A 21,076-nucleotide genomic window follows, 5' to 3' on the forward strand; every position below is an offset into this window, starting at 1 on the left:
GACCTAAACAAAGATAAAATTATGCATAAATTTAAATTTACAATACTACTTGCGATCATAGCCATTTTTACTTTTACAGGATGTGCAAAAAAGTATATAGAAATGGTTGAAAAGGATACCACATATAAGTACAGCAGTGCTAAAGCGGTTTGTGGCGAAACTGAACTTGATAAAAAGCTAGAAGGACACATAAATACATTTTTAAAAAAGAAAAACCAATACGGTGACGACCTAATCATAAAATGCGATATACAAATAACAAAAAATGGCGTTAGGATCCTTAGGCACTTAACCCTAGGCATAGGTGGTGCAGGTAAATCTGAAACTCTCGCAGTCATAAATTTAGTCAATCAAAATGGTAAAGAGGTGGCCAAATTTAATGTTACTGTCGAGATTAGATATGGCTTTCTTGGTGGTAGCGCAGATAGAGCGCTACCGATTACCGCTAAAAACATCTATAAGATTGTTACAAAAGATTTTATGTAAAAACTTACCTTTTATTAATATCATAAATGTACTATCCCTTAAAATTTCACAACCAATTTTAAAGGATAAAAATGAAAAAAATTATAATCGCTGCAATATCTGCTAGCATTGCAATGGCTGGAGGCTTCACATCAAAGCACTCAAGTGAAACGATAAGTGCAAAAGAGGCATTAAAGTTAAATGATGACGCAAAGGTCGTGCTTGAGGGCAAAATAAAGTCACACATCAAATCAAATAAGTATGAATTTGTTGATAAAAATGGAGATGTCATCTTTGTTGAGATTGACGACAAAAAATGGGGTGACATAAAAGCCAACGAAGATACGCCTTTAAGGATAAGAGGCGAAGTGGATAAAGACTTCGCAAAAACAGAAATCGACGTAGATAGCGTAGAGGTTGTAAAGTAGTTAAATTTTACGCGTATTTAATGCAAAAAATACTAAAATCACCAAAATTTTTAATAAAAAGGACGAATATATGGACGTTTCAAAGATCAAAGCTGGCTCAAACCCAGACAAAATCAATGCCGTAATCGAAATACCTTATGGCTCAAATATAAAATACGAGATCGACAAAGATAGCGGTGCGGTCGTAGTTGATCGCGTGCTTTACTCAGCGATGTTCTACCCAGCAAACTACGGCTTTGTGCCAAACACACTTGCAGCTGACGGCGATCCAGCTGATATTTTGGTGCTAAACGAGTATCCACTCCAGGCTGGTAGCGTCATCCCTTGCCGCTTGATAGGCGTTTTGGTGATGGAGGATGAAGCAGGCATGGATGAGAAGCTTTTAGCTGTGCCGGTTACAAAGATCGATCCAAGATATGAAGCGATAAAAAGCTACGAAGACTTGCCAACTGCAACACTAAATAAGATCAAAAATTTCTTTGAAACTTATAAAATTCTTGAGCCAAACAAATGGGTTAAAGTGAAAGAATTTAAAGATGCAAATGCTGCAAAAGAGATTTTAGACGCTGCGATAAAAAATTATAAATAATTTAAAAGCCCTATTTTAGGGCTTTTCTCTTTTAAATTTGCTCGTTTTATGCACAACATAAAAAAGGCTGTTTTTTATATTTAGATAAGCTTTTTCTTGTATAATACGGTTTTCTTTCAACTGTGGGTTCATAGCTCAGTTGGTTAGAGCATCCGGCTCATAACCGGATGGTCCCAGGTTCGAGTCCTGGTGAACCCACCACCTACTTTATCAACACTAAAAAATCAAAAATTTTTCATCACTTTTCCTTAGATTTTAAAATATTTTTAAAATACAAAAAATGTTTAATAGCCTAAAATTTAAGCCAAATTTTCTAAGCTCTTTCTAAAATTTCCTTGCGTTTTTGCCAATCAGGCATATAAAGCGTTAGATAGTCATAAAATTTCTTTGAGTGATTTGGATACAGCAGGTGAGCAAGCTCGTGAAATATGGCGTACTCGATGCATGCTTTTGGCTTTTTGATAAGCTCTATGTTTAAATTTATATATGATTTATATGGGTTGCAACTCCCCCATCTTGTTTTCATCTGCCTTATCTTTACGCTTTTGATATCTTGTTTTACTATCTTGTTAAATTCTTGCAAGATATTAAAAAAATATAACGTCGCCTTTTCATGATACCACTCATAGACTAAATTTTCTTTTCGCTCTAGGTCGCTTTTATCTTTCACAAAGAGCTCCAGATAGCCCCTTTGTAGCTTTACACGCTCCTCTTTAGACTGCACCACTTTTAGCCGATAACTTCGCCCAAGATATTTAAAGTCTTCGCCGCTTACGTACTCTTTTTTACTCGTCTTAAACGAGGAAAAAAACGCGCGCTTTTGCACTATCCATTTAGCTCTTTTTTTATGATAAATTTTATATGCTCATCGCTTGCCGTTTTTGGCGCCGTTAGGATCGCTTCACCATTTGGTCTAACTTTTAAGGTGATATTTTTCACCTCTTTTTTGATGATTTTCACCTCATTTAACATAAAAGCTTATCTCTATTCCACGGATAGTTTGGTAAATTTTCTCCTTCTCATCGATAGAAACGCCGTATTCGTCCTCTATCTCCCAAAGAGCGTCTTCCATCTGACTTGTTATCTCATTTTCTACGTCTTTATTTTTGTGCCATTCTGGTTTTTTTGAAGCCTCTTCGTAAATTTCATAAAATTTCACGCTCAAATTTTTAGCAACCACCTCAACATCCACAAGCTCCACATCGCCCAAAATGTCAAGCAAATTATCATAAATGGCAAATAAAATTTTTTTACCATTAAATTCTTTTGGATACCTGTCTTCATTTGGCTTTAAAACGCCAGTTATAAGGTCTTTTAGCAGTTTTGCCTTGGCAAGTTTTTCTTCCTCGCTTAGCCTTTTTGCTTTATACTCGTCGATGATATCTTGTATCTGCTGCGCTATTGATTTATAAAACGCCGAGTTTGAGTCCATTTTCTCTTTTACCACCGCGCTTATGGCGCTAATGATCGTATCAGCCTTTGCATTTTTGCCCTCAACCCTTTGCACCTCATCGTCAAATTCCGTCTCAAAGATATTTACGAGTTTCGTAAGCTCATTAACCCCTTGTGCATTTACGTAAGTATCAAGTAGCTTTTGCATCTGCGCTTCATACTTTCCAAAGTCGCAAGCCTCGTGATACCTTAGTTGCACAGCCTTTCTTAGCTCGTTATAAAATTTAACCCTCTGCTTATAAGCTTTGATCTCCTCTTCGCTTAATATGTCATAAATTTTCTCACTTGAAAGCGCTAGTTTAAACGCCCTTGCAAACTGTGATAGCCACTCTTTAAAGTCATCTCGTTTTTGCACGTCCTCTAAAACCGCCACGTAGCTTTCCAGATCGTCTTTAAATTTCACGCTGCTAAAAAGATCATCCAGATGAGTATAGTAAGTCTTAGCCTTTATTATCTCGCTTCTTACGTCTATCACGGCTCCAGTTATATCTTCTGGGTCAAAGCCACTTAGCGACGCATAGCTAGTAAGCGCCTGATCAAGCTCGCCAAGAAGCCCTCTATAGTCAATAATATAGCCATAATCTTTCCCGTCATAAAGCCTATTTACTCTAGCTATGGCTTGGAGCAAATTATGCTCTTTTAGCTGTTTATCTATATAAAGCGTACTTGCTCTTGGCACGTCAAAGCCTGTTAAAAGCTTATCCACGACGATGAGCAAGTCTATCTCGTCGCCGTAAATAAATTTTAAGGGCTTTTTATATACGGTCGGCGTGTTTGAGTCATACACGGGCTATATAACAGTAAAATACGGCTTGACAAAATTAGTTTTTTGACTCGACTCTATAATATAAATTTCCTTCTCGGTCTTACGTCAGGCCGCAAATTATATTTATGATTTTTCAAGATTTAACCTACATATGCGGCAAGTTATGTGCGATCTCGTTCTAGCCTTATGCTATTTTTTATTATTCCTTCATTTCTTATGCAAATAATAGATAATGATAAAATCGTGGTCAAAAATATCTTAAGATATATGCTAAATTTGCATATATAAATCATCATCAAACACCGATAAAAACGTGCTAAAAAGCGTTTAAGTTTTTGCTTGATTTAAGCAAGATTTCACTACAATCAAATCTTAAATTTAGATTTTCAAGCTATCATTTCGCAAAAATTAAGGAAAATCATGCAACCTATTTTTACGACGCAAATCACCAAATTTAAAGGCGCGCAAAAAAGCGCCGTTGATGATATTTTGGTGCGCGAGATCAAGCTTGAGATCTACATAAACAGCAAGCGTTTCGGCGCGCTTATGGCGACTCCGACCGATCAGGAGGCTCTAGCTGCTGGCTACCTAATCAGCGAAAATTTGATCGCAAGCCCTGAGGATATCGAGAGCATAGAGCTTTCAAACGACGCTTTAAGCGTGCGGGTAAAGGCTAAAATCAACGAAAAGCGCCTCGAGCAGTTTGACGAGGAAAAGGTAATAATCAGCGGCTGCGGACGTAGCTCGACGGCAAACATCGATCCTGAGGCTATGGCGGCGCGCGCTATAAAGGCCGACGTAAAATTTCACAAAGACGAAATTTTGCGCCAGATGGGGCAGTTTTACACGCAGTGCGAGCTTTACGAGATGACGGGCTGCGTGCATACGGCTAAGCTTTTCGTGAACGGAGAGCAGTTTTACATCGGCGAGGATATCGCTCAGCATAACACCATAGACAAAGCCGTCGGCAAAGCTATACTAGCCGGCGCGCAGCTGCAAAATTCGTTTTTGATGGTGAGCGGCAGGCTCAGCTCCGAAATGGTCGCAAAAGCCGTCATGCACGGCATCCCAGTGCTCGTCTCACGTACGGCTCCGACTAGTCTTGGCGTCGTGATAGCGCGTAAATTTAACCTAACGCTGTGCGGCTTTGCTCGCGGCGAAAACATAAACGTGTATAGCGGCGCAGAGAGAATCTATGAGTGAGCAAATCCGCGAACTGATAACAAAACTGTTAAATCCAAAGGGCAGGCTAGACTGCGGCTCGGCGTTTAAGATCGCCGCAAAGCTAGGCGTAGAGATCGGCGAGGTTAGCGACGAGGCCGAGAAAATGGGCGTAAAGATCGACAACTGCGAGCTGGGGCAGTTTGGCGGGCTAGAAAACGGGCGCGGCAAATACACCGTGATGACGCAGCTAAAACAGCTGACTGACGAAAAGGGCAGGATACTGTGCAAAGACGCTAGAGACGCGGCTGGGGGCGTGGGACTAAAGACGATCCGCTCGACGCTAAAAGACTATAAAATCGACGTAAAATACTGCCAGCTGAGGTGTTTTAAGGAGAAAAAAGGAAAAAAGATGAGAGTAAAAACCAAAACTTGGATAGAAAACGACGAGGGCGAGCTGATATTCGGTAAGGGCAAAACCGAAGTCCTAGACGTCATCGCCGAGGTCGGCTCGATCTCAAAGGCCGCCGAAATCCTAGGAATGAACTATAAAAAATGCTGGACTCATCTGCAAATTTTGCAAAAAAATCTAAAAGAGGAGCTTTTTACGACTAGGCAAGGCGGCGGCGAAAATGCCGGTACGACGCTAAACGAGCGCGCGCATGAGCTCATAAACGCCTATAGGCAGCTTCAAAACGACATCGAGGATTTTGCGGATAAGCGCTTTAAGGAGTTGTTCTTGAAAAAAGACGGCGAAAAAAATGACGCAACTAAAGACGACAAAAAAGATAAAAAAATCAATTTAAGGGAGAAAAAATGTACGTAAAACTAAACGATAGGGTCTATCTAAACAAAGACAAGATCACTAGAATAAAGGTAGATAGCGTCCAAGACGGTATCAGGATTCGCTTCTACGAGGGGCAAAATCAGGTCGCTAAAAGCGGACGCTTCGAAACCGAGGCAAAAGCCATCGAGTGGCTAGAGAAAAATTTTATAAACAAATAATAAAATGGTCGTGAGCCTCTGTGGCTCGCGCTTCTGTGCTTTATCAAGTTAAATTTGCCGCTTTGCGGTTAAATTTAGCTTGTTCAAATTTAACCTCCAAATTTACTAAATCATTTCCACAGCAAAAGCCCGAAATTTGCGAAAATTTACTATAATTACTGTATCAAATTTAAAGAGTAAAAAATGGCAAATTTAGACGAAATAAGAAAAAATATCATCCTAAAACCGGGCGTGCATTATTTTGATTTCGCGGCTTCCGGGCTTGCTTATGAGCCCGTAGAGCGCGAGATAGCAGATGTTCTCAAAACCTACGCCAACACACACTCCGACAGTAGCTCGAGCGCCATCATCACGCAGCGGCGCTACGAGGGTGCGCGAGAGAGCCTAAAAAAGCTGCTAGGCCTTGACGAGCGGTTTTATCTCATCGCCTGTGGGCAGGGTGCGACGGCAGCGATCAAGAAATTTCAGGAGCTGCTTGGCATCTACCTGCCACCTGCAACCAGAAGCGCGATCGGCGAGGCAAATTTACGCGCTGCGCAGCTTCCGCTCGTGCTGGTTTCGCCATACGAACACCATTCAAACGAGCTTAGCTTTCGCGAGGGGCTTTGTGACTACCTGCGCGTGCCTCTTAGCGAGTCCGGCGAGATCGATCTGCTAGCACTCGAGCGCATCCTAAAGCTTAACGCAACACGCCGCATCATCGGCTCGTTTAGCGCCGCCTCAAACGTCACGGGCGTCGTTAGCGACTACAAAAAGATTAGCGAGCTAATCAGAGCTGCGGGCGGTATCGTGGCCTTTGACTGCGCGGCACTGAGCTCGCACGCAAATTTAGACTGCGACTATTTCGACGCGATTTTCCTCTCGCCGCATAAGTTACTCGGCGGACCTGCTAGCTGCGGGCTTTTGGCGATCAAAAAGGAGCTACTTAATAGCGATGTGCCTACCTTTGCCGCGGGCGGGACGGTTGCCTACGCTAGCCGCGAAGGGCACGTATTTTTGAAAAATCCCGAGCAGCTAGAGGAAGGCGGTACGCCGCCTATTATCGGGCTTATGCGGGCAAATTTGGCATACGCGCTGCGAAACGAGGTGGGCTTCGAGCAAATAAAAAACGCCGAGGACGAGCTAGCGCGGCTTTTTGAGAGCGAGCTAGCAGGCATTGACGAGGTCATAAACTACGCTCCAAAGGGCGCGCCGCGACTACCGATAATTTCCTTTAACGTGCGCGGCGTCTCGGCGTATGATTTCGCCGCGAGCCTTAGCAATGACTTCGGTATCCAGACGCGCGCGGGCGTGATGTGCGCGGGGCCGTACGCTCACGATCTGCTGGGTATCAAGGAGGGGCGTATGCCGGAAAGCAAGCCCGGCTTTGTGCGCGTGAGCCTGCACTACACGCACACCGAGCAGGACGTGCTATATCTCACGGGCGCGATAAAATCCTGCATCAAAAAACACCGCGAGCTTTGGGGCGAGGAAAAGGCGATGTATGAGATGTTTGGCGGGAAAATTTAAATTTAAGCGGGTTAAATTCGGCTCGCGAAAAGGTTAAATTTGAAATTTTACGCCGTAAAGATACGGGTTTGGGCGGTCAAATTTGATTAAATTTAAAAACTAAAAAGAGTAAATTTAAGAAAGAAAAAGGGCGCAAAGCGCGCCCAAATTTGCGCGAGTAGAGTCAAATTTGACCTAAACACGCGTAAAAATTAGTTTTTGCGACTGTTTGCGTCAGGCGTGAAAAGCGGCTTATCTAGCAGCTTAAAGTCGCCGATAAATTTCTGACCCTCTTCGCTCGTCGCCCACTCTATAAATTTATTTGCGTTTTCGATGTCGGCCTTAGCGCAGTGCTTCGGATTTACCGCGATTAGCGAGTAGAAGTTCTTTAGGTCGTTGTCGCCCTCGTTGATGATGACCATCTCAGGCGCGCCTTTTTTGGTGTCCTCGTACTTGATGTAGGTGCCGCGGTCGGTGAACGTCACGCCCTTTTGCTCGGCTGCAGCGTTGATGGTAGCTAGCATGCCTTGGCCGGTTTGCATGTACCAACTGTCTTTTTCAGGTACTTCGCCAACGATTTTTTTCCAGATACCTTTTTCTTTGTTGTCGGTGCCTGATTTATCACCGCGAGAGAAAAATTTGATATTCTCTTTTTTGATTAGCTCAAAGCTCTCTTTTATGTCTTTGCCTTTAAATTTATCGGCGATAGATTTATCGGCGATAACGACGAAGTCATTGTACATTACGGCTTTTCTCTCGACGCCAAAGCCTTTTTCTACGAATTCTTTCTCAACTTTTGGCGAATGCACGAAAAGTATGTCCGCATCGCAGTTTTCGCCAAGTTTTAAAGCAGCGCCCGTGCCTACGGCGGTCCATTTGATATCGACGCCGGTTTTTGCCTTATACGCAGGGTAGATCGCGTCTAGTAGCCCCGTGTTATCGGTGCTGGTGGTGGTAGCCATGATGAGTTCGCTATCGCCCGCAAATGCCAAAACGCTCGCTATTAGCGAGCCTAATATTACTTTTTTCATTTTTCTCCTTTTTTAAAAGTATGCTATTATAGCATACTAAATTAACCATATAAACATACGGAGAAATAATATTTGGACTTTCTACTAAACGGATTCTTAGAGGCCTTTAGGCTGCTTTTTAGCGGCGATGAGGAAACGTATTCGGCGATCAGGGCGACGCTTTACACTTCGAGCGTCTCGATATTTTTTGCGATTTTAGTCGGCTTTCCGCTTGGATTTACGCTGGGATTTTACGATTTTCGCGGACGGCGAGTATTACGATTGCTTAGCGATACGGCGCTTGCGATGCCGACAGTTGCGATCGGGCTTATTTTATACGCGTTTATCACGCGAAACGGCCCGTTTGGCGAGTTTGGGCTGCTTTTTACGCTAAAGGCCGTGATGCTGGGGCAGTTTGTGCTAGCACTACCTATCATCATCTCGCTAAGCGCTAGCGTCGTGGAAAATATGGACAAAAAACACTATCTAACCATCCTAAATTTACGCCTGAGCGCGCCGCGGCTAGTGGGCTGCGTGCTTTACGAGCTAAGGTATGCTCTGATGGTGGTCGTAGCGACGGCGTACGGGCGTATCGTGGCCGAGGTCGGCGTGGCGATGATGATCGGCGGAAATATCAAATATTTTACCCGCACGATCACGACTGCAGTGTCGCTGGAGACGAACAAAGGCGAGTTTGCCATGGGTATCGCGCTGGCTTTGGTGCTCATCTTTATCGCGTTTGCCGTAAATTTGGCGATACACGCGCTAAAAAGGCTTGACCGATGAAATTTGACAAATTTGAAAAATTTACGCTCGCAAAAAGCGCGCTAGGCGCGTCAAACTTGAGTCTTTTCGTAAATTTAACGAGAAAGGCGCAAAGTGATAAACGTTAGAAATTTACGCCTAAACTACGGCGCGAGCGAGATTTTAAACATCCCGCGCCTTGATATCGACGTCACCAAAATCACCGCGCTAACTGGTAGCAACGGTAGCGGCAAAAGCACGCTAATGCGAGTAACGTCGTTTTTACAAAAGCCCACTAGCGGCGAGGTGCGGCTGTGGGGAAGCAGCGCGCCGAGTCTAAATTTACTGCGCGACGTTAGCGTTTTGTTGCCAGAGCCCGCGCTTTTAAAACGCTCCGTGAGGGAAAATTTTAGAGCCGTTTTAAAAAGCCGCGGAGTGCTAGCGGAATTTAACGAAAGGGCGAGCGAGGTGTTAAATTTAGTCGGGCTTGACGAGAGCTTTTTAAACAAGCGCCACTTTGAGCTTAGCTCGGGGCAGACGCAGCGCGTTAGCTTTGCGTTAAATTTGGCGCTTAGATCGCGGCTTTATCTACTCGATGAGCCGACAAATAGCGTGGACGTGGGCACCTCAAAGCTGTTTGGCAAGGCGGTGCTTTATATGCGGCAAAGATACGGCTGCGGCTTTGTGATCGCTAGCCACGACGACAAATGGCTAAGCGCGGTCGCCGAAGAAAACGTCTTTTTGCACAAAGGTCGCGTGTGCGAATTCGAGTACAAAAATATATTTGACGCGCGGGACGGAGTTTTAAAATTTGACGAAAATGCGAGCATAAATTTGCCGCAAAATTTACGTAACGCCGTAAAGATCGCCGTAAATCCAAACAAAATCATGCTAAGCAAAGCGCCGATAGAAGGCTATCTTGAAGGTATCTTGCACTCGGTTTCGCTTTATCTTGGCAAAGATCTTTTGGTAAAAATCAAAATTGGCGACTTTTTGATAAAAACCATGGCGCCTAATTCGCAAAATTTTAACGTCGGCGAAAATATTTATTTTAAATTTGACGAGGAAGCGTTTTTGGGGCTTGAGTGAGCCCTGAAATTTTGCAAATTTCGCTTCAAATTTTAAATTTAGACTCGTTTAACGCCCGTTAAAATAGCCGAGTTAAAAGTAAATATCAAAATGAAGCGTAAATGTAAGATATATGCGTAAATTTCATATTTCTTTTATCCCTTAAAATTCGCTACAAGTAATATGCAATTAAGGCACATTTAAGCGTATATTAATTTTTTTGATTTATTTTTTTTTAAGTATAAGAAATAAGTCAAAAAGTAGTATAGTTTCACAATCGAGAAAAATCTCAAAAAATAGACAAAAATGATAAAGGAAGGCGATGACTAGCAAGAGCGAATTTGCGGCGGGACGTAGGCTTTACTACTCGCTATTTTCGCGTTTTTTCGTTTTTAGCCAAGAAGCCGATAGATTTAGCGGCGTAAACGCGATGCTAGGCCTTGCCTCGGCGCACGCTCTAAACGAGGAATCGGCCGCCGCGATAATGCGCATACAGGCAAAATTCGACGAGAAAAATTCGCAAAATTTAGTGGATGAATTCGATGAAATTTTCCACGCTCTGCCAAGTCCGCTTAGAAACTCGCTGTCCTACTACGACGAGGGCTACGAGGTCGGACACGCCTGCGCAAAAGTGCGTAAAATTTTAGCCCGCACAGACATTAGGCGCGACGAGGCTAAATTTAAAGAAAACGAAGACAACGTGGGTTTCGTGTTTGCGCTAATGAGCGAATTTATCGCGCGAGAGAGCGAGCTGGAGCTATACGGCGAGCTTGAGGAGCAGCTTTTTAAAGAGATCATAAACCCAAACATCGACGAGTTTATAGAGAATCTTTTTAACCACGAAAGCAGCGAAATTTATAAAGATGTCGCAGTGCTTTTGCAAGGATTTATAGAGTTTGAGCGCGTAGTTTTAAGTGCGCCGCGCCCTATAAATCAAGGCGAAAACAAAAAGACTTTGGACGGAGTTTCAAGATCCGAAGCCATAAGAAGACAAAAAAACAGAGTGAGAAAGCTAAAAGCTATGGAGGAAGAAAATGCAAAAAAATAGGCGAGAATTTTTAAAAAAGGCGGGGCTAGTCGGCGCGGTAGCGGCTACGGCCGGAGTAGCGACGGCAGCGGCGTCAAACCTAAAATACGGTAAAAGCAAAAAGACCGAAGTGCTCTACAAAAGAAGCAAAAACTGGGATCTATACTACGAACAAGCGAAATAAATAAAATTTAAGAAAGGATGAATATGTCTGAGGCAAATTTACGTCTTATGCCCCACTCAAACGCAGTCGGGCGAAGATCGTTTTTAAAAATGGCCGCGCTAGCAGGCGTAGCGGGCGGCATGAGCGGGCTGGCCGCTAGCGGCGTAACTAGAAGCGCCACAAAAGAAGAAATGGCAAATCCGTTTCCAAACTCTAAAATCATAAAAACCGTTTGTACGGTTTGCTCCGTTGGATGCGGAGTGCGCGCCGAGGTAGAAAACGGCGTTTGGGTACGCCAAGAAGTAGCCCAAGATCACCCGGTAAGCGCTGGCGGCCACTGCTGTAAGGGTAGCGACGTCATCGATATGGTGCGCTCTCACTGCCGCGTAAAATACCCGATGAAAAAAGTAGGCGGCAAATGGAAACGCATCAGCTATAAAGAGGCTCTTGATGAAATCGGCGCCAAACTAAAAGCGTATCGCGAAAAAAATCCAGAGCAAGTAATGTTTCTAGGCTCTGCAAAAGATTGCAACGAACAAAGCTATTATATAAGCAAATTCGTAGCGATGTTCGGGACTAATAACCTAGATCACCAAGCACGTCTTTGACACAGCTCTACAGTCGCCGGTGTGGCGAATACTTGGGGTTACGGAGCTATGACCAATCATCTTGGAGATATCCAAAACGCGAAGTCTATCTTTATAGTGGGCGCAAATCCGGCGGTAAATCACCCGGTCGGCTTTAGACATTTTCTAAAAGCGAAGGAAAATAACGGTGCAAAGCTAATCGTGGTCGATCCAAGATACACGAGAACTGCGGCTAAGGCTGATTATTTTGCTCAAATTCGTACCGGCACGGATATACCTTTTATGTATGGCATGATGAATATCATCTTTCAAAACGGCTGGGAAGATAAGGAATTTATAAACGACCGCGTCTACGGTATGGATCTGATCCGCGAAGAAGCTGCCAAATGGACGCCCGAAGTCGTGGCCGATGTTTGCGGGATCAAAAAAGAGACGCTTCTTGAGATAACCGAAGTTTACGCCAAAAATCGCCCGGGGTCGGTCGTTTGGGCGATGGGTCTAACTCAGCATACCATAGGCAGCTCAAACACTCGTATCGCTCCGATCCTGCAACTAGTGCTAGGAAATATGGGCGTATCGGGCGGAGGCTGTAATATTCTGCGCGGTCACGACAACGTTCAAGGCGCGACGGATATGGCGAATTTGCCGACCGAGCTACCCGGGTACTATCCAAAAAACGAAGCCAACTGGAAATACTTCGCTAAGATGTGGAAGGTCGATTTTGAATGGCTCCAAAAGAATTTCGTTAAGCCTGAAATGATGTTTAAACCCGGATTTACGCTATCAAAATGGTGGGCGGGCGTGCTTGACGGTAAAAACGGCAACGAAGCCGTAGATAATGCCGGCGACAGTATAAAAGCCTTAGTGGTAATCGGCAACGGTATCACATCAACCGCGCAACAAGTAAAAGTAAAAGAAGGCCTAGATGCGCTTGAGCTTTTAGTGCTGGTAGATCCTTTTGTAAACGATGCCGGCGCGATAACTGACAAAAAAGACGATGTCTACATACTGCCTGCAGCGACGCAGTTTGAAACCAGCGGTACGGTTGTAGCGACAAACCGCAGCGGTCAGTGGAGAAGCCAGGTCGTAGAGCCTTTGTTTGAGAGTATGCCGGATCACGAAATTTTATTTGAGCTTGCCAAAAGGCTAGGCTACTATGACGAGCTAACGCGCACGATCAGAGACGCCGAAGGTAAGATCGAGTGGCCTGAGGTCGCTACGCGCGAGATCGCAAATATAATTAAAACTATCGGCATGACAGGCTGGACTCCGGAAAGGCTCAAAAAGCACCAAGAAAACTGGGATAAATTTGACGAAAAAACAAGTCTAGGAAAACCGGGCACCGTAGTCGAAGGCGAATACTACGGCTTGCCGTGGCCGTGCTGGACTGAGGATCATCCGGGTAGCCCGATACTTTACGATATAAACAAGTCCGTTAGGCAAGGCGGTATGGGTTTTAGAAACCGCTTCGGCTTAGAGCATAACGGAGTTAGCCAATTAGCCGCAGACGGTAGCGCGCCAGTAGATTCGTTTGTCAAGGGCGGATATCCGGAGATCAAAAAAGATAACATCGAAAAGGTGCTAGGTATCACGCTAACCGAGGATGAAAAGGCTAAAATAGGCGGCAGCTGGATACATGACGATAGTAATATCATCGCTAAAAAATGCATGGAGAAAAACATCGCTCCGTACGGTAACGCGCGAGCTAGGACGATCGTTTGGACTTTTGCGGATCAAATTCCTCTTCACAGAGAGCCGCTGCATACGCCTAGATTTGATCTAGCGCAGAAGTATCCGAGCTTTGAGGATAAGAAACTTCAAAACCGCGTTGATACAAAATTTAAATCCGTCCAGCTAGCAAAGGACTACTCAAAAGAATTTCCTATTATCCTCACGACGGCTCGCCTCGTAAATTTTAGCGGCGCGGGCATGGAGACGAGAGCTAGTATGTATCTAAGCCGCTTGACGCCTGAGATGTTTGCGGATATCCACCCTGAACTTGCGGCTAAACACGGCATTAAAAACTGGGATTTCATCTGGGTTCATTCGCCTGAAGGTACTAAGGTTAAGGTGCGCGCCAGAGTGGTACCGTCCGTTAAACCCGACACCATCTTTATGCCGTTTCATTATGCGGGTTATATGCAAGGCGTTGATATGACGGGTAATTTCCCGGAAGGCACCAAGCCTTATGCGGTAGGCGAGAGCGCAAATACCGTCACCAACTACGGATATGATATAAACACTCAAATCCCTGAAACCAAAAGCGGTCTATGCCGCATAGAAAAGGCGTAAAATGAGCGAATTTAATGACAACAATAGACTTAAATTTTACTGCGACGACGATAGATGCATCGACTGTAACGGCTGTGCGGTAGCTTGCGACGAGGCTCACGAGCTGCCTCTTGGCATCCGCCGCCGCCGCGTCATCACGCTAAACGAAGGCGTACCCGGTAAGGAAATATCAACCTCGATAGCCTGCATGCACTGCGAGGACGCTCCGTGCTCGCTGGTTTGCCCGGTTGATTGTTTTTATATCAGAGCCGACGGCGTAGTGCTACACGACAAAGATATCTGCATCGGCTGCGGATACTGCCTATACGCGTGTCCGTTCGGCGCGCCTCAGTTCCCGCGCGATGGAGTGTTCGGCGCCAAAGGCTCGATGGATAAGTGCACGATGTGTGCAGGCGGTCCGCTACCGACAAATAGCGAAGCCGAGCGCGAAGAGTACGGCCAGGATAGAATTTCCGAAGGCAAAGTGCCGGTTTGTGCCGCAATGTGCTCGACAAAGGCGCTGCTAGTAGGCGAATCTGCAATGATAGAAAAAATCTACGGCGACAGAGTCAAGGCTCGCGGCTACGGCTTTAAAGACCTAAAACAAACTCTGACCTGGAAGCTCGCCTACTATGCTGGTGATAGGCTTAAAATAAAATCTTAAAATTTAGCTCGCTCTCGCCGAGATTGCGGGGGCGAGTAATCTCGGCAAATTTTACGCGGTTTGGCTGCGTCGAATTTAACTCATGCTTCTATGGATAGTTCGTCAAATTTGAATGCTGGCAAATTTAAAATAAAAATGGATAAATTTAAGTAGAAAAAGGGCGGTCTCCCGCCCTAAATTTATGCTCTAACAGGCGACAAATACGGATTTGCCGAGTGCATCGACATCTCGTTTTGCTCTCTAAATTTGATAAATTCCTCTTCGCTTAGACGCCTGATATTTGCTATCGTCATCTTTAGCGGCGTGATGCCTGAGAGCGGATCGGGATTGCCGGCGTTTGCTAGCTCATTGCCGTCGGCCTCGCTATAGTGGAAGGTCGTAAATATCGTGCCTTCTTTTAGATCCGGATTTACTCGCAGTTTGGCCGCGATCTGACCGCGTTTGTTTTGTACGAGCGCGTAGCAGCCTTCCTCCAGCTCTCTCTCACGAGCGATATCCGGGCTCACCTCGATGAGCGCGCCCTCGACGCCTGCGCCGTATTCAAGGGCCGGACACTCTCTAGTCATCGTGCCGGTGTGGTAGTGATAGACCTTGCGTCCGGTCGTAAATAGGCACGGATATACCTCGTCGGGTACCTCGCTAAGCGCGCCGCTACCGACTGGGTAGCCATCCGGGATATTCATCTTGGCTCTAAATTCGGCCTCGGCCTTTGCGCGCTTCTCTTTATCGTCTACGTAAAGTACCGGCGCGAAGCGGAATTTACCGCCAGGCAGCATGGACTTGTGATCTGCGTAAAGCACCGGCGTACCAGGGTGCTCTTCGTCTGGGCACGGCCAGCTGATACCGCCTAGTTTGCCTAGCCTATAGTAGCTGATACCGCCGAAAAATTTAGGCATAAGCTCCCTTAGCTCGTTCCAAATTTGCTCAGGGCTAGCAAAATCAAATCCCTCTAGCCCCATGCGGTTTGCGATGTTGCAAACGACTTTCCAGTCGGGCTCCACGCCGCTAACGGGTTCGCTAGCTTTGCGCGTGCGTTGGACGCGGCGAGAGGTGTTGATAAAGGTTCCGTCCTTCTCGCCCCAACCTGCGGCAGGTAGCACCACGTCGGCCTTGTGCGCGCTCTCGGTAAAGAAAAGATCCTGCACGATAAAGCAGTCTAGGTGATGTACGGCGTGGACGAAGTGCTCGGTCCAAGGATCGCTCATTACGGGGTTTTCGCCGTAGACGTAGAGTACTTTTAGCTCGCCGCTATCCATTTTATCGGGTGCTTGCGTTAGCTTAAAGCCCGGAACCGGATTTAGCTCAAAGTGCCATACTTTGTGTGCTTGCTCCTGCGCGTAAGGGCTGTTTACCGCGCCGGCCGGGATTACGTTAGGTAGCGCGCCCATGTCGCATGCGCCTTGGACGTTGTTTTGACCGCGCAGAGGATTTACGCCTGCGCCCTTTTTGCCTAAATTTCCGGTTAAAACGGCTAAATTTGATAGTGAAAAGACGTTTGACGTGCCGTCGCTAAACTGCGTGATGCCCATCGTGTAGCAAATCGCCGCCGCGCCTGCTTTAGCATACATTCTAGCTGCCTCTATGATGAGCTCTTTTTTTATGCCGGTTTCGCGCTCGAAACGCTCAGGCGTAAAGTCCTTAACCGCTTCTTTTAGATATTCAAATCCCTCGGAGTATTTCTCGATAAATTCGCTATCTTGCAAATTTTCGGCGATTATGACATGCATCATTGTATTTAGCGTTTTGATATTCGCTCCGATCGGGATTTGCAAGAAAATATCGGCTTTTTTGGCCATATCGGTGCGCTTTGGATCTACGACGATCATCTTGGCACCTCGCTGAAGGCCGCGCTGCATCTGCATAGCGATGATCGGGTGACACTCGCTCGTGTTGGTACCGATGAGTAAAAATACGTCCGTATCGGTCGCAAATTCAACTAAATCGTTCGTCATCGTTCCGTTTCCTAGCGTGCTGGCAAGACCTGCCACTGTAGGAGCGTGTCAAAGACGGGCGCAGTGATCGACGTTGTTACTGCCCTGGGCGCGGAAAAATTTCTGGAAAACGTAGTTGTCTTCGTTATTTGAGCGCGCAGAGCTAAAGCCCATGATCGAGCTTGGGCCGTATTTTGCGACGGTGGATTTAAATTTATCCGCGAGGAAATCATAGACCTCCTCAAAACTCACTTCTTCAAGCTCTCCGTGCTTGTCGTAAACGCCGTTTAGCTTTCTCATCATCGGTCGGCTTAAGCGTTTAGGAGAGTTTACGAACTCCCATCCGAACATTCCTTTTAAGCAAAGCTCGCCGTCGTTTACGTGGTGGTCTTTGCTAGGTTTAGCATCTACGATTCTACCGTTTCGCACGATAAGATCGATGCCGCAGCCCGTACCGCAATATGGACAGGTGGTCTTTACGATCTCTTCCATTTTTGCTCCTTTCTGGTATTACTGAAAATTATGAGATTATTATACAACTGCAAATGTAAATTTAGTTTTAAAATTAGTATATTTTTTTAAGAATTATTTAAGTAATATGCAAATTTAGCATATTACTCTTTTGGCTAAATTTGCCTTTAAAATCGTATTTTGAAAGCAAAAATCACATATTAGTCATTTTGATAAAATTTGTCCTACCGGTACCCACTCTATAACAATCTATTAAAGATTTCTTGCTACCGATAACTTGCTTATATCTCCATCCCATCCCTACTGTATGCTTTGCCTTTTATCTCATTTTTTATCTCTGTAGGCTCATCATCCAGTAGCTTACTAAAATTCGGTATTAAATTGCTTATTTTTGAGATAAAATTAATAACCTTCGTTTTAAAGCTTTCTAATATAGTTAACTTATCCTGTAAATTTTCTATCCTTTCGTCTTTAACTTTTACTTCTTCTTCTAGCTCAGATATTCTTTGAACTTTGCCATTTATAGAAGTTTGTAGTTTAACGATTTGTAGTAGCTTGCTTTCATTGTCTTCCTTTAAGGCATTCTCGTTACTTAGCGACGCCTCCAGCTCTTCGTTTCTTTGTTTCAAAGACTGATTTGTTTTTTCTTTGCTTTCTAGATCTGCGTTAGCTTTTTTGAGCTTGATTTGTAGGGTATCGCTTTGATCGGCTTTTTGTTTTAGTCCGTCTATTTGCGCCATGTCAGCTTCAATATTTTCTAATCTGCTTTTTAGCTTATTGTTTTCATCTTCTTTTTGGATTAGCTCGGCCGAGAGGTTGCTTATTTGCAAATTCCTATCTTTTATAATATTGTCTTGATTGTTTAGGTTCGCGTTAATCTCTTTTAGATTTTTATTTTCTTGGATTAGATTTTCATTGGATTGATCCAGCTCGTTATTTTTTGCAATTATCTCACCCTTGTTTATTAGTTGATTCGTTAGCTCGTAAACCCTTTGTTTTAGTTCTACGTCGGTAACTATACTTATATTATTTTGCATTTGATCTAATACTAAATTCGTAAGACTCGTTATAAAAGTCTTATCGTCCTCGATTTCCAATCTCAAATAGTCTTTGCCGAACATAGACTCTTTCTTTTTTATATACTTTCTTGCTTCATCGACTATGGATTGTCTAATTTTATTTTTAAACTTTTGCTCATTACTATACTCTTTTTCGGTTTTGTGCATTTGTTTTATATTTTTATGCCTCATCTTAGAGCCTAGCTCGCCGCGCAATGCTATGCCCTTAAACGCCGCCTCTCCCATTTCTTGCATACTTCTGCCGAATTTTAGCGTTTCGCCCTTGCCGTTAAACCTAAGATTTTTATGGTTTTCAAATTGGTAATTCGTAAAAATAAGCTAATAATGCTTAGTTTTCTCATCGTTGTGCTCAGCGATTAGCAGGCATTTAACGCCGTATTTAGCGCAATAATCGTTTGCAAATCTTCTAACTCTGTCGAGCGAGACCTGAGCGTTGATAAAATTTACTTCGGTTTTATTTAGCCCTTCTTTGGATTCTTTATTCCGATCGGTACCGAAACTTATGACTATTTCGGAAAACCCGACCATATTTTCTCGCCAACGATTCTTTACCACCTTGCCGTCTTTATAGATTTTAGTTTGGGCTTCGTAGTCGGCCTTCATTTTTTCGTGGTATTTTTTCAAGAGTGCTTTTATATACTTTCTATCGCTAAATTCCCTATCGCTATTAGGCATCTCTCGCATATTGCCGTTATCGTTATATTCGCTAAGCACTATGTATCTATTATTACGGCTGTTGCCTCTAAGATATCCGATCTTAGAGGCGTGCTTAACCTCTCTAACATTGTGCTCATACCTTATAATAGCCTTTTTGAGCGTCAAGAATTCGCTTCTTACACAAAGAACTAGGCTGTGTCCGCCTATTTGAAGAGCATCACTCATTTTTAGTCCTTTTCTTTATTATCTACTATAGAAATTAAGAGCATGTTTTAACCCTTTTTTAAAAAATATAAGTCACAATGTCCGTTATCGCAAACGCTATGCGAGAATTCTTTGTATCTCCCATCTTTATATAACGCGGAATATCTCTGCCCTGCGATATACGAAGATCAAGAGTAGATACGCCGATGCCAAGAACCCCTGCGGTTTGCTTTCTGTCTAGAACTACCTTTCCTTTATATTGGCTAGATCTCTACATCGTTATATAGTTCGTTAAGCATCCCATTTTCTCCTTATGCTTATTCTTATATAACTAATTATATGTACTTTTCATTTACTCTTGCTATTTTGAGTAGTTTTTGGATAATTTTTGAAAAATTTTTAATACCCTATGATTCCTTAGGGTATTTTAGAGTAATTTAGGATAAAAAATGTTTTCTTGTTTTTAAAAACAAAAATAAAGCATCTTATATTGACTTAGAAAACATGGCGAGAAATTGGAATATTAAAAAATTTCGGGAACAAATAGGGAACAAATTTTATAAAACTAAGAAAACTTAAAGCTCTTGAAACATTGTAAAAATCGGGGTTTTAAAAGTATTTTTGAATATAAATGGCTCCGGATGCTGGGTTCGAACCAGCGACCAAGTGATTAACAGTCACCTACTCTACCGCTGAGCTAATCCGGAACACTTGAAAAGAGCTCGTATTATAGACGAAAAGATATGTTTTGTCAATAAATTTTAGCTTAATTTATAAAAAATTATGCAGAGTCCAATAATTTTTTATAAAAGGCTAAAACTAGCCTTTTATAAATCCACTTGCAATAACCTTATCGCCATCATACATCACACAAAGCTGACCTTGTGCCACACCAAGTGCATTTTGATTTAGCGTTAGTTTCGCTGTTTTATTCTCTTTATCAACCTCAACAAAAGCATCAAGTTTAGGGCTTCTATATCTTATCTTAGTTTCGCACTCAAATTTATCTTTATCTATAAACAAATTTACGTTTTCAAGCTCGACTACCTTTTGAGCCAAGTCATCTTTTGTTCCTACAACGATCTCGTTTTTATCGGCATTTATCTTTATAACAAAATGTGGCTCATGAGCACCAAAAACCTCAAAACCTCGGCGCTTGCCGATAGTATAGTGCATATAGCCTTGGTGGCGGCCGATTATTTTACCGTCTTTATCAACTACGTTTCCTGGTAAATTTGTATTGTAATGCTTATTTAAAACTTCGATATAAGTATCTTCCACAAAGCAAATTTCACTACTTTCTGCCTGCGTAGCAAATTCTTCAAGCACTTTTACACTTCTTGCAAGCTCTTTTATATCTTTTTTAAATTTATCCCCAAGCGGGAAAATAACATTTTTTAATATCTCTTTTGGCACTTGGGCTAAAAAGTAGCTTTGATCCTTGCTAGGATCTTTTGCACATGTTATAAATCCGTCAATAACTTGCACATAATGCCCAGTAGCAAGCTTCTCACAGCCATTTGCCTTTGCAAAATCAAGCAGCGCACCAAGTTTTATAAATTTATTGCACAAAGCACAAGGATTTGGCGTCTTGCCCTCTTTATAGAGCTTCACAAAAGGATCATAGACAAACTCGTTAAATTTATCCTGCAGATCCAAAATATGCACCTTTATGCCAAGATACTCGCCTACTTTTTTTACTTTTCTGATATTTTCTTCGTGATATCCTGGCTTTTGATGTAGCATCATATAGCAACCTTGCACTTCATGACCAGCTTCTTGCAGAAATTTAGCCGTCATAGTGCTATCTACACCACCGCTCATTGCGACCATTATTTTCATATTT

19 protein-coding genes, 2 tRNA genes and 1 pseudogene are annotated in these 21,076 nt (G+C 43.5%); 14 read left to right on the forward strand and 8 right to left on the reverse strand.

The genetic code is table 11. The features are described 5' to 3' along the window. The 4 genes from FZ949_RS03040 to FZ949_RS03055 all read left to right on the forward strand — a co-directional run. A partial coding sequence (locus FZ949_RS03040; RefSeq protein WP_222862782.1) for a hypothetical protein occupies positions 1-486 on the forward strand: 486 nt, incomplete at its 5' end. Between the two features lie 71 nt (positions 487-557). Next, entirely contained in the window at positions 558-893 is a 336-nt protein-coding gene (locus tag FZ949_RS03045) for a NirD/YgiW/YdeI family stress tolerance protein (protein WP_103579566.1), read from the forward strand. Positions 894-963: 70 nt separating this feature from the next. After that, complete coding sequence (gene ppa, locus FZ949_RS03050; RefSeq protein WP_103579567.1) at positions 964-1,482, forward strand: inorganic diphosphatase; 519 nt, start codon at positions 964-966, stop codon at positions 1,480-1,482. 124 nt (positions 1,483-1,606) lie between these two features. Next, a tRNA-Ile gene (locus FZ949_RS03055) sits at positions 1,607-1,683 on the forward strand. 112 nt (positions 1,684-1,795) lie between these two features. Here FZ949_RS03055 and FZ949_RS03060 read toward each other — a convergent pair. Beyond that, a pseudogene (locus FZ949_RS03060) lies at positions 1,796-2,454 on the reverse strand (M48 family metallopeptidase). After that, entirely contained in the window at positions 2,444-3,721 is a 1,278-nt protein-coding gene (locus FZ949_RS03065; protein WP_262367774.1) for a type I restriction enzyme subunit R domain-containing protein, read from the reverse strand. The pseudogene FZ949_RS03060 and the gene FZ949_RS03065 overlap by 11 nt, the downstream one beginning before the upstream one ends. Positions 3,722-4,120: 399 nt before the next feature. Here FZ949_RS03065 and fdhD point away from each other — a divergent pair, with 399 nt between their 5' ends. The 4 genes from fdhD to FZ949_RS03085 all read left to right on the forward strand — a co-directional run bounded on the left by fdhD (position 4,121) and on the right by FZ949_RS03085 (position 7,375). Beyond that, positions 4,121-4,903 carry a formate dehydrogenase accessory sulfurtransferase FdhD gene (gene fdhD, locus FZ949_RS03070; RefSeq protein WP_103579568.1) on the forward strand — a complete coding sequence of 261 codons (783 nt, stop codon included), beginning with the start codon at positions 4,121-4,123 and terminating at the stop codon, positions 4,901-4,903. Next, complete coding sequence (locus tag FZ949_RS03075; protein WP_103579569.1) at positions 4,896-5,687, forward strand: winged helix-turn-helix domain-containing protein; 792 nt, start codon at positions 4,896-4,898, stop codon at positions 5,685-5,687. Before fdhD ends, FZ949_RS03075 begins: the two co-directional genes overlap by 8 nt. Next, on the forward strand, positions 5,678-5,866 hold the full coding sequence (locus tag FZ949_RS03080; RefSeq protein WP_002951016.1) for a hypothetical protein: 189 nt from the start codon (positions 5,678-5,680) through the stop codon (positions 5,864-5,866). The genes FZ949_RS03075 and FZ949_RS03080 overlap by 10 nt, the downstream gene beginning before the upstream one ends. A 183-nt stretch (positions 5,867-6,049) precedes the next feature. Continuing rightward, a complete protein-coding gene (locus tag FZ949_RS03085) occupies positions 6,050-7,375 on the forward strand; it encodes an aminotransferase class V-fold PLP-dependent enzyme (protein WP_103579570.1) in 1,326 nt (441 codons plus the stop codon). A 191-nt stretch (positions 7,376-7,566) separates the two neighbouring features. On the opposite strand, the gene tupA is transcribed toward FZ949_RS03085, so the two are convergent. Further along, entirely contained in the window at positions 7,567-8,385 is an 819-nt protein-coding gene (gene tupA, locus FZ949_RS03090) for a tungstate ABC transporter substrate-binding protein TupA (RefSeq protein ID WP_103579571.1), read from the reverse strand. Between the two features lie 72 nt (positions 8,386-8,457). Between tupA and tupB the strand changes: the two genes are divergently transcribed. From tupB to fdh3B, 6 genes are all read left to right on the forward strand, one after another. Further along, positions 8,458-9,150: a tungstate ABC transporter permease TupB gene (tupB, locus tag FZ949_RS03095; RefSeq protein ID WP_103579572.1), complete on the forward strand. Its 693-nt coding sequence runs from the start codon at positions 8,458-8,460 to the stop codon at positions 9,148-9,150. 93 nt (positions 9,151-9,243) lie between these two features. Further along, positions 9,244-10,197, forward strand: a complete 954-nt coding sequence (tupC, locus tag FZ949_RS03100; RefSeq protein WP_148790132.1) for a tungstate ABC transporter ATP-binding protein TupC — start codon at positions 9,244-9,246, stop codon at positions 10,195-10,197. Positions 10,198-10,498: 301 nt separating this feature from the next. Next, the gene (locus FZ949_RS03105; RefSeq protein WP_103579574.1) at positions 10,499-11,224 is read left to right on the forward strand and encodes a TorD/DmsD family molecular chaperone; all 726 of its coding nucleotides are present in this window, start codon (positions 10,499-10,501) and stop codon (positions 11,222-11,224) included. After that, positions 11,211-11,387: a twin-arginine translocation signal domain-containing protein gene (locus FZ949_RS03110; RefSeq protein ID WP_009496297.1), complete on the forward strand. Its 177-nt coding sequence runs from the start codon at positions 11,211-11,213 to the stop codon at positions 11,385-11,387. The genes FZ949_RS03105 and FZ949_RS03110 overlap by 14 nt, the downstream gene beginning before the upstream one ends. A gap of 47 nt (positions 11,388-11,434) precedes the next feature. Then, a complete protein-coding gene (locus FZ949_RS03120) occupies positions 11,435-14,245 on the forward strand; it encodes a molybdopterin-dependent oxidoreductase (RefSeq protein ID WP_258033385.1) in 2,811 nt (936 codons plus the stop codon). 1 nt (position 14,246) lies between these two features. Continuing rightward, complete coding sequence (fdh3B, locus tag FZ949_RS03125; RefSeq protein ID WP_103579577.1) at positions 14,247-14,888, forward strand: formate dehydrogenase FDH3 subunit beta; 642 nt, start codon at positions 14,247-14,249, stop codon at positions 14,886-14,888. A 179-nt stretch (positions 14,889-15,067) separates the two neighbouring features. On the opposite strand, the gene FZ949_RS03130 is transcribed toward fdh3B, so the two are convergent. The 5 genes from FZ949_RS03130 to mnmA all read right to left on the reverse strand — a co-directional run bounded on the left by FZ949_RS03130 (position 15,068) and on the right by mnmA (position 21,072). Next, positions 15,068-17,311, reverse strand: coding sequence for a molybdopterin oxidoreductase family protein (locus tag FZ949_RS03130; RefSeq protein ID WP_262367775.1), 2,244 nt, complete (start codon positions 17,309-17,311; stop codon positions 15,068-15,070). 260 nt (positions 17,312-17,571) lie between these two features. Further along, positions 17,572-18,603, reverse strand: a complete 1,032-nt coding sequence (locus tag FZ949_RS09515; protein ID WP_258033384.1) for a hypothetical protein — start codon at positions 18,601-18,603, stop codon at positions 17,572-17,574. An 84-nt stretch (positions 18,604-18,687) separates the two neighbouring features. Beyond that, positions 18,688-19,251: a hypothetical protein gene (locus tag FZ949_RS09520; protein WP_234401473.1), complete on the reverse strand. Its 564-nt coding sequence runs from the start codon at positions 19,249-19,251 to the stop codon at positions 18,688-18,690. Between the two features lie 611 nt (positions 19,252-19,862). Next, positions 19,863-19,937 (reverse strand) — tRNA-Asn (locus FZ949_RS03145). Between the two features lie 112 nt (positions 19,938-20,049). Next, entirely contained in the window at positions 20,050-21,072 is a 1,023-nt protein-coding gene (gene mnmA, locus FZ949_RS03150; RefSeq protein WP_103579579.1) for a tRNA 2-thiouridine(34) synthase MnmA, read from the reverse strand. Positions 21,073-21,076 lie beyond the last annotated feature (4 nt).

It is taken from the genome of Campylobacter concisus (assembly GCF_902460545.1).
In the GTDB taxonomy this organism is placed as follows: domain Bacteria; phylum Campylobacterota; class Campylobacteria; order Campylobacterales; family Campylobacteraceae; genus Campylobacter_A; species Campylobacter_A concisus_AE.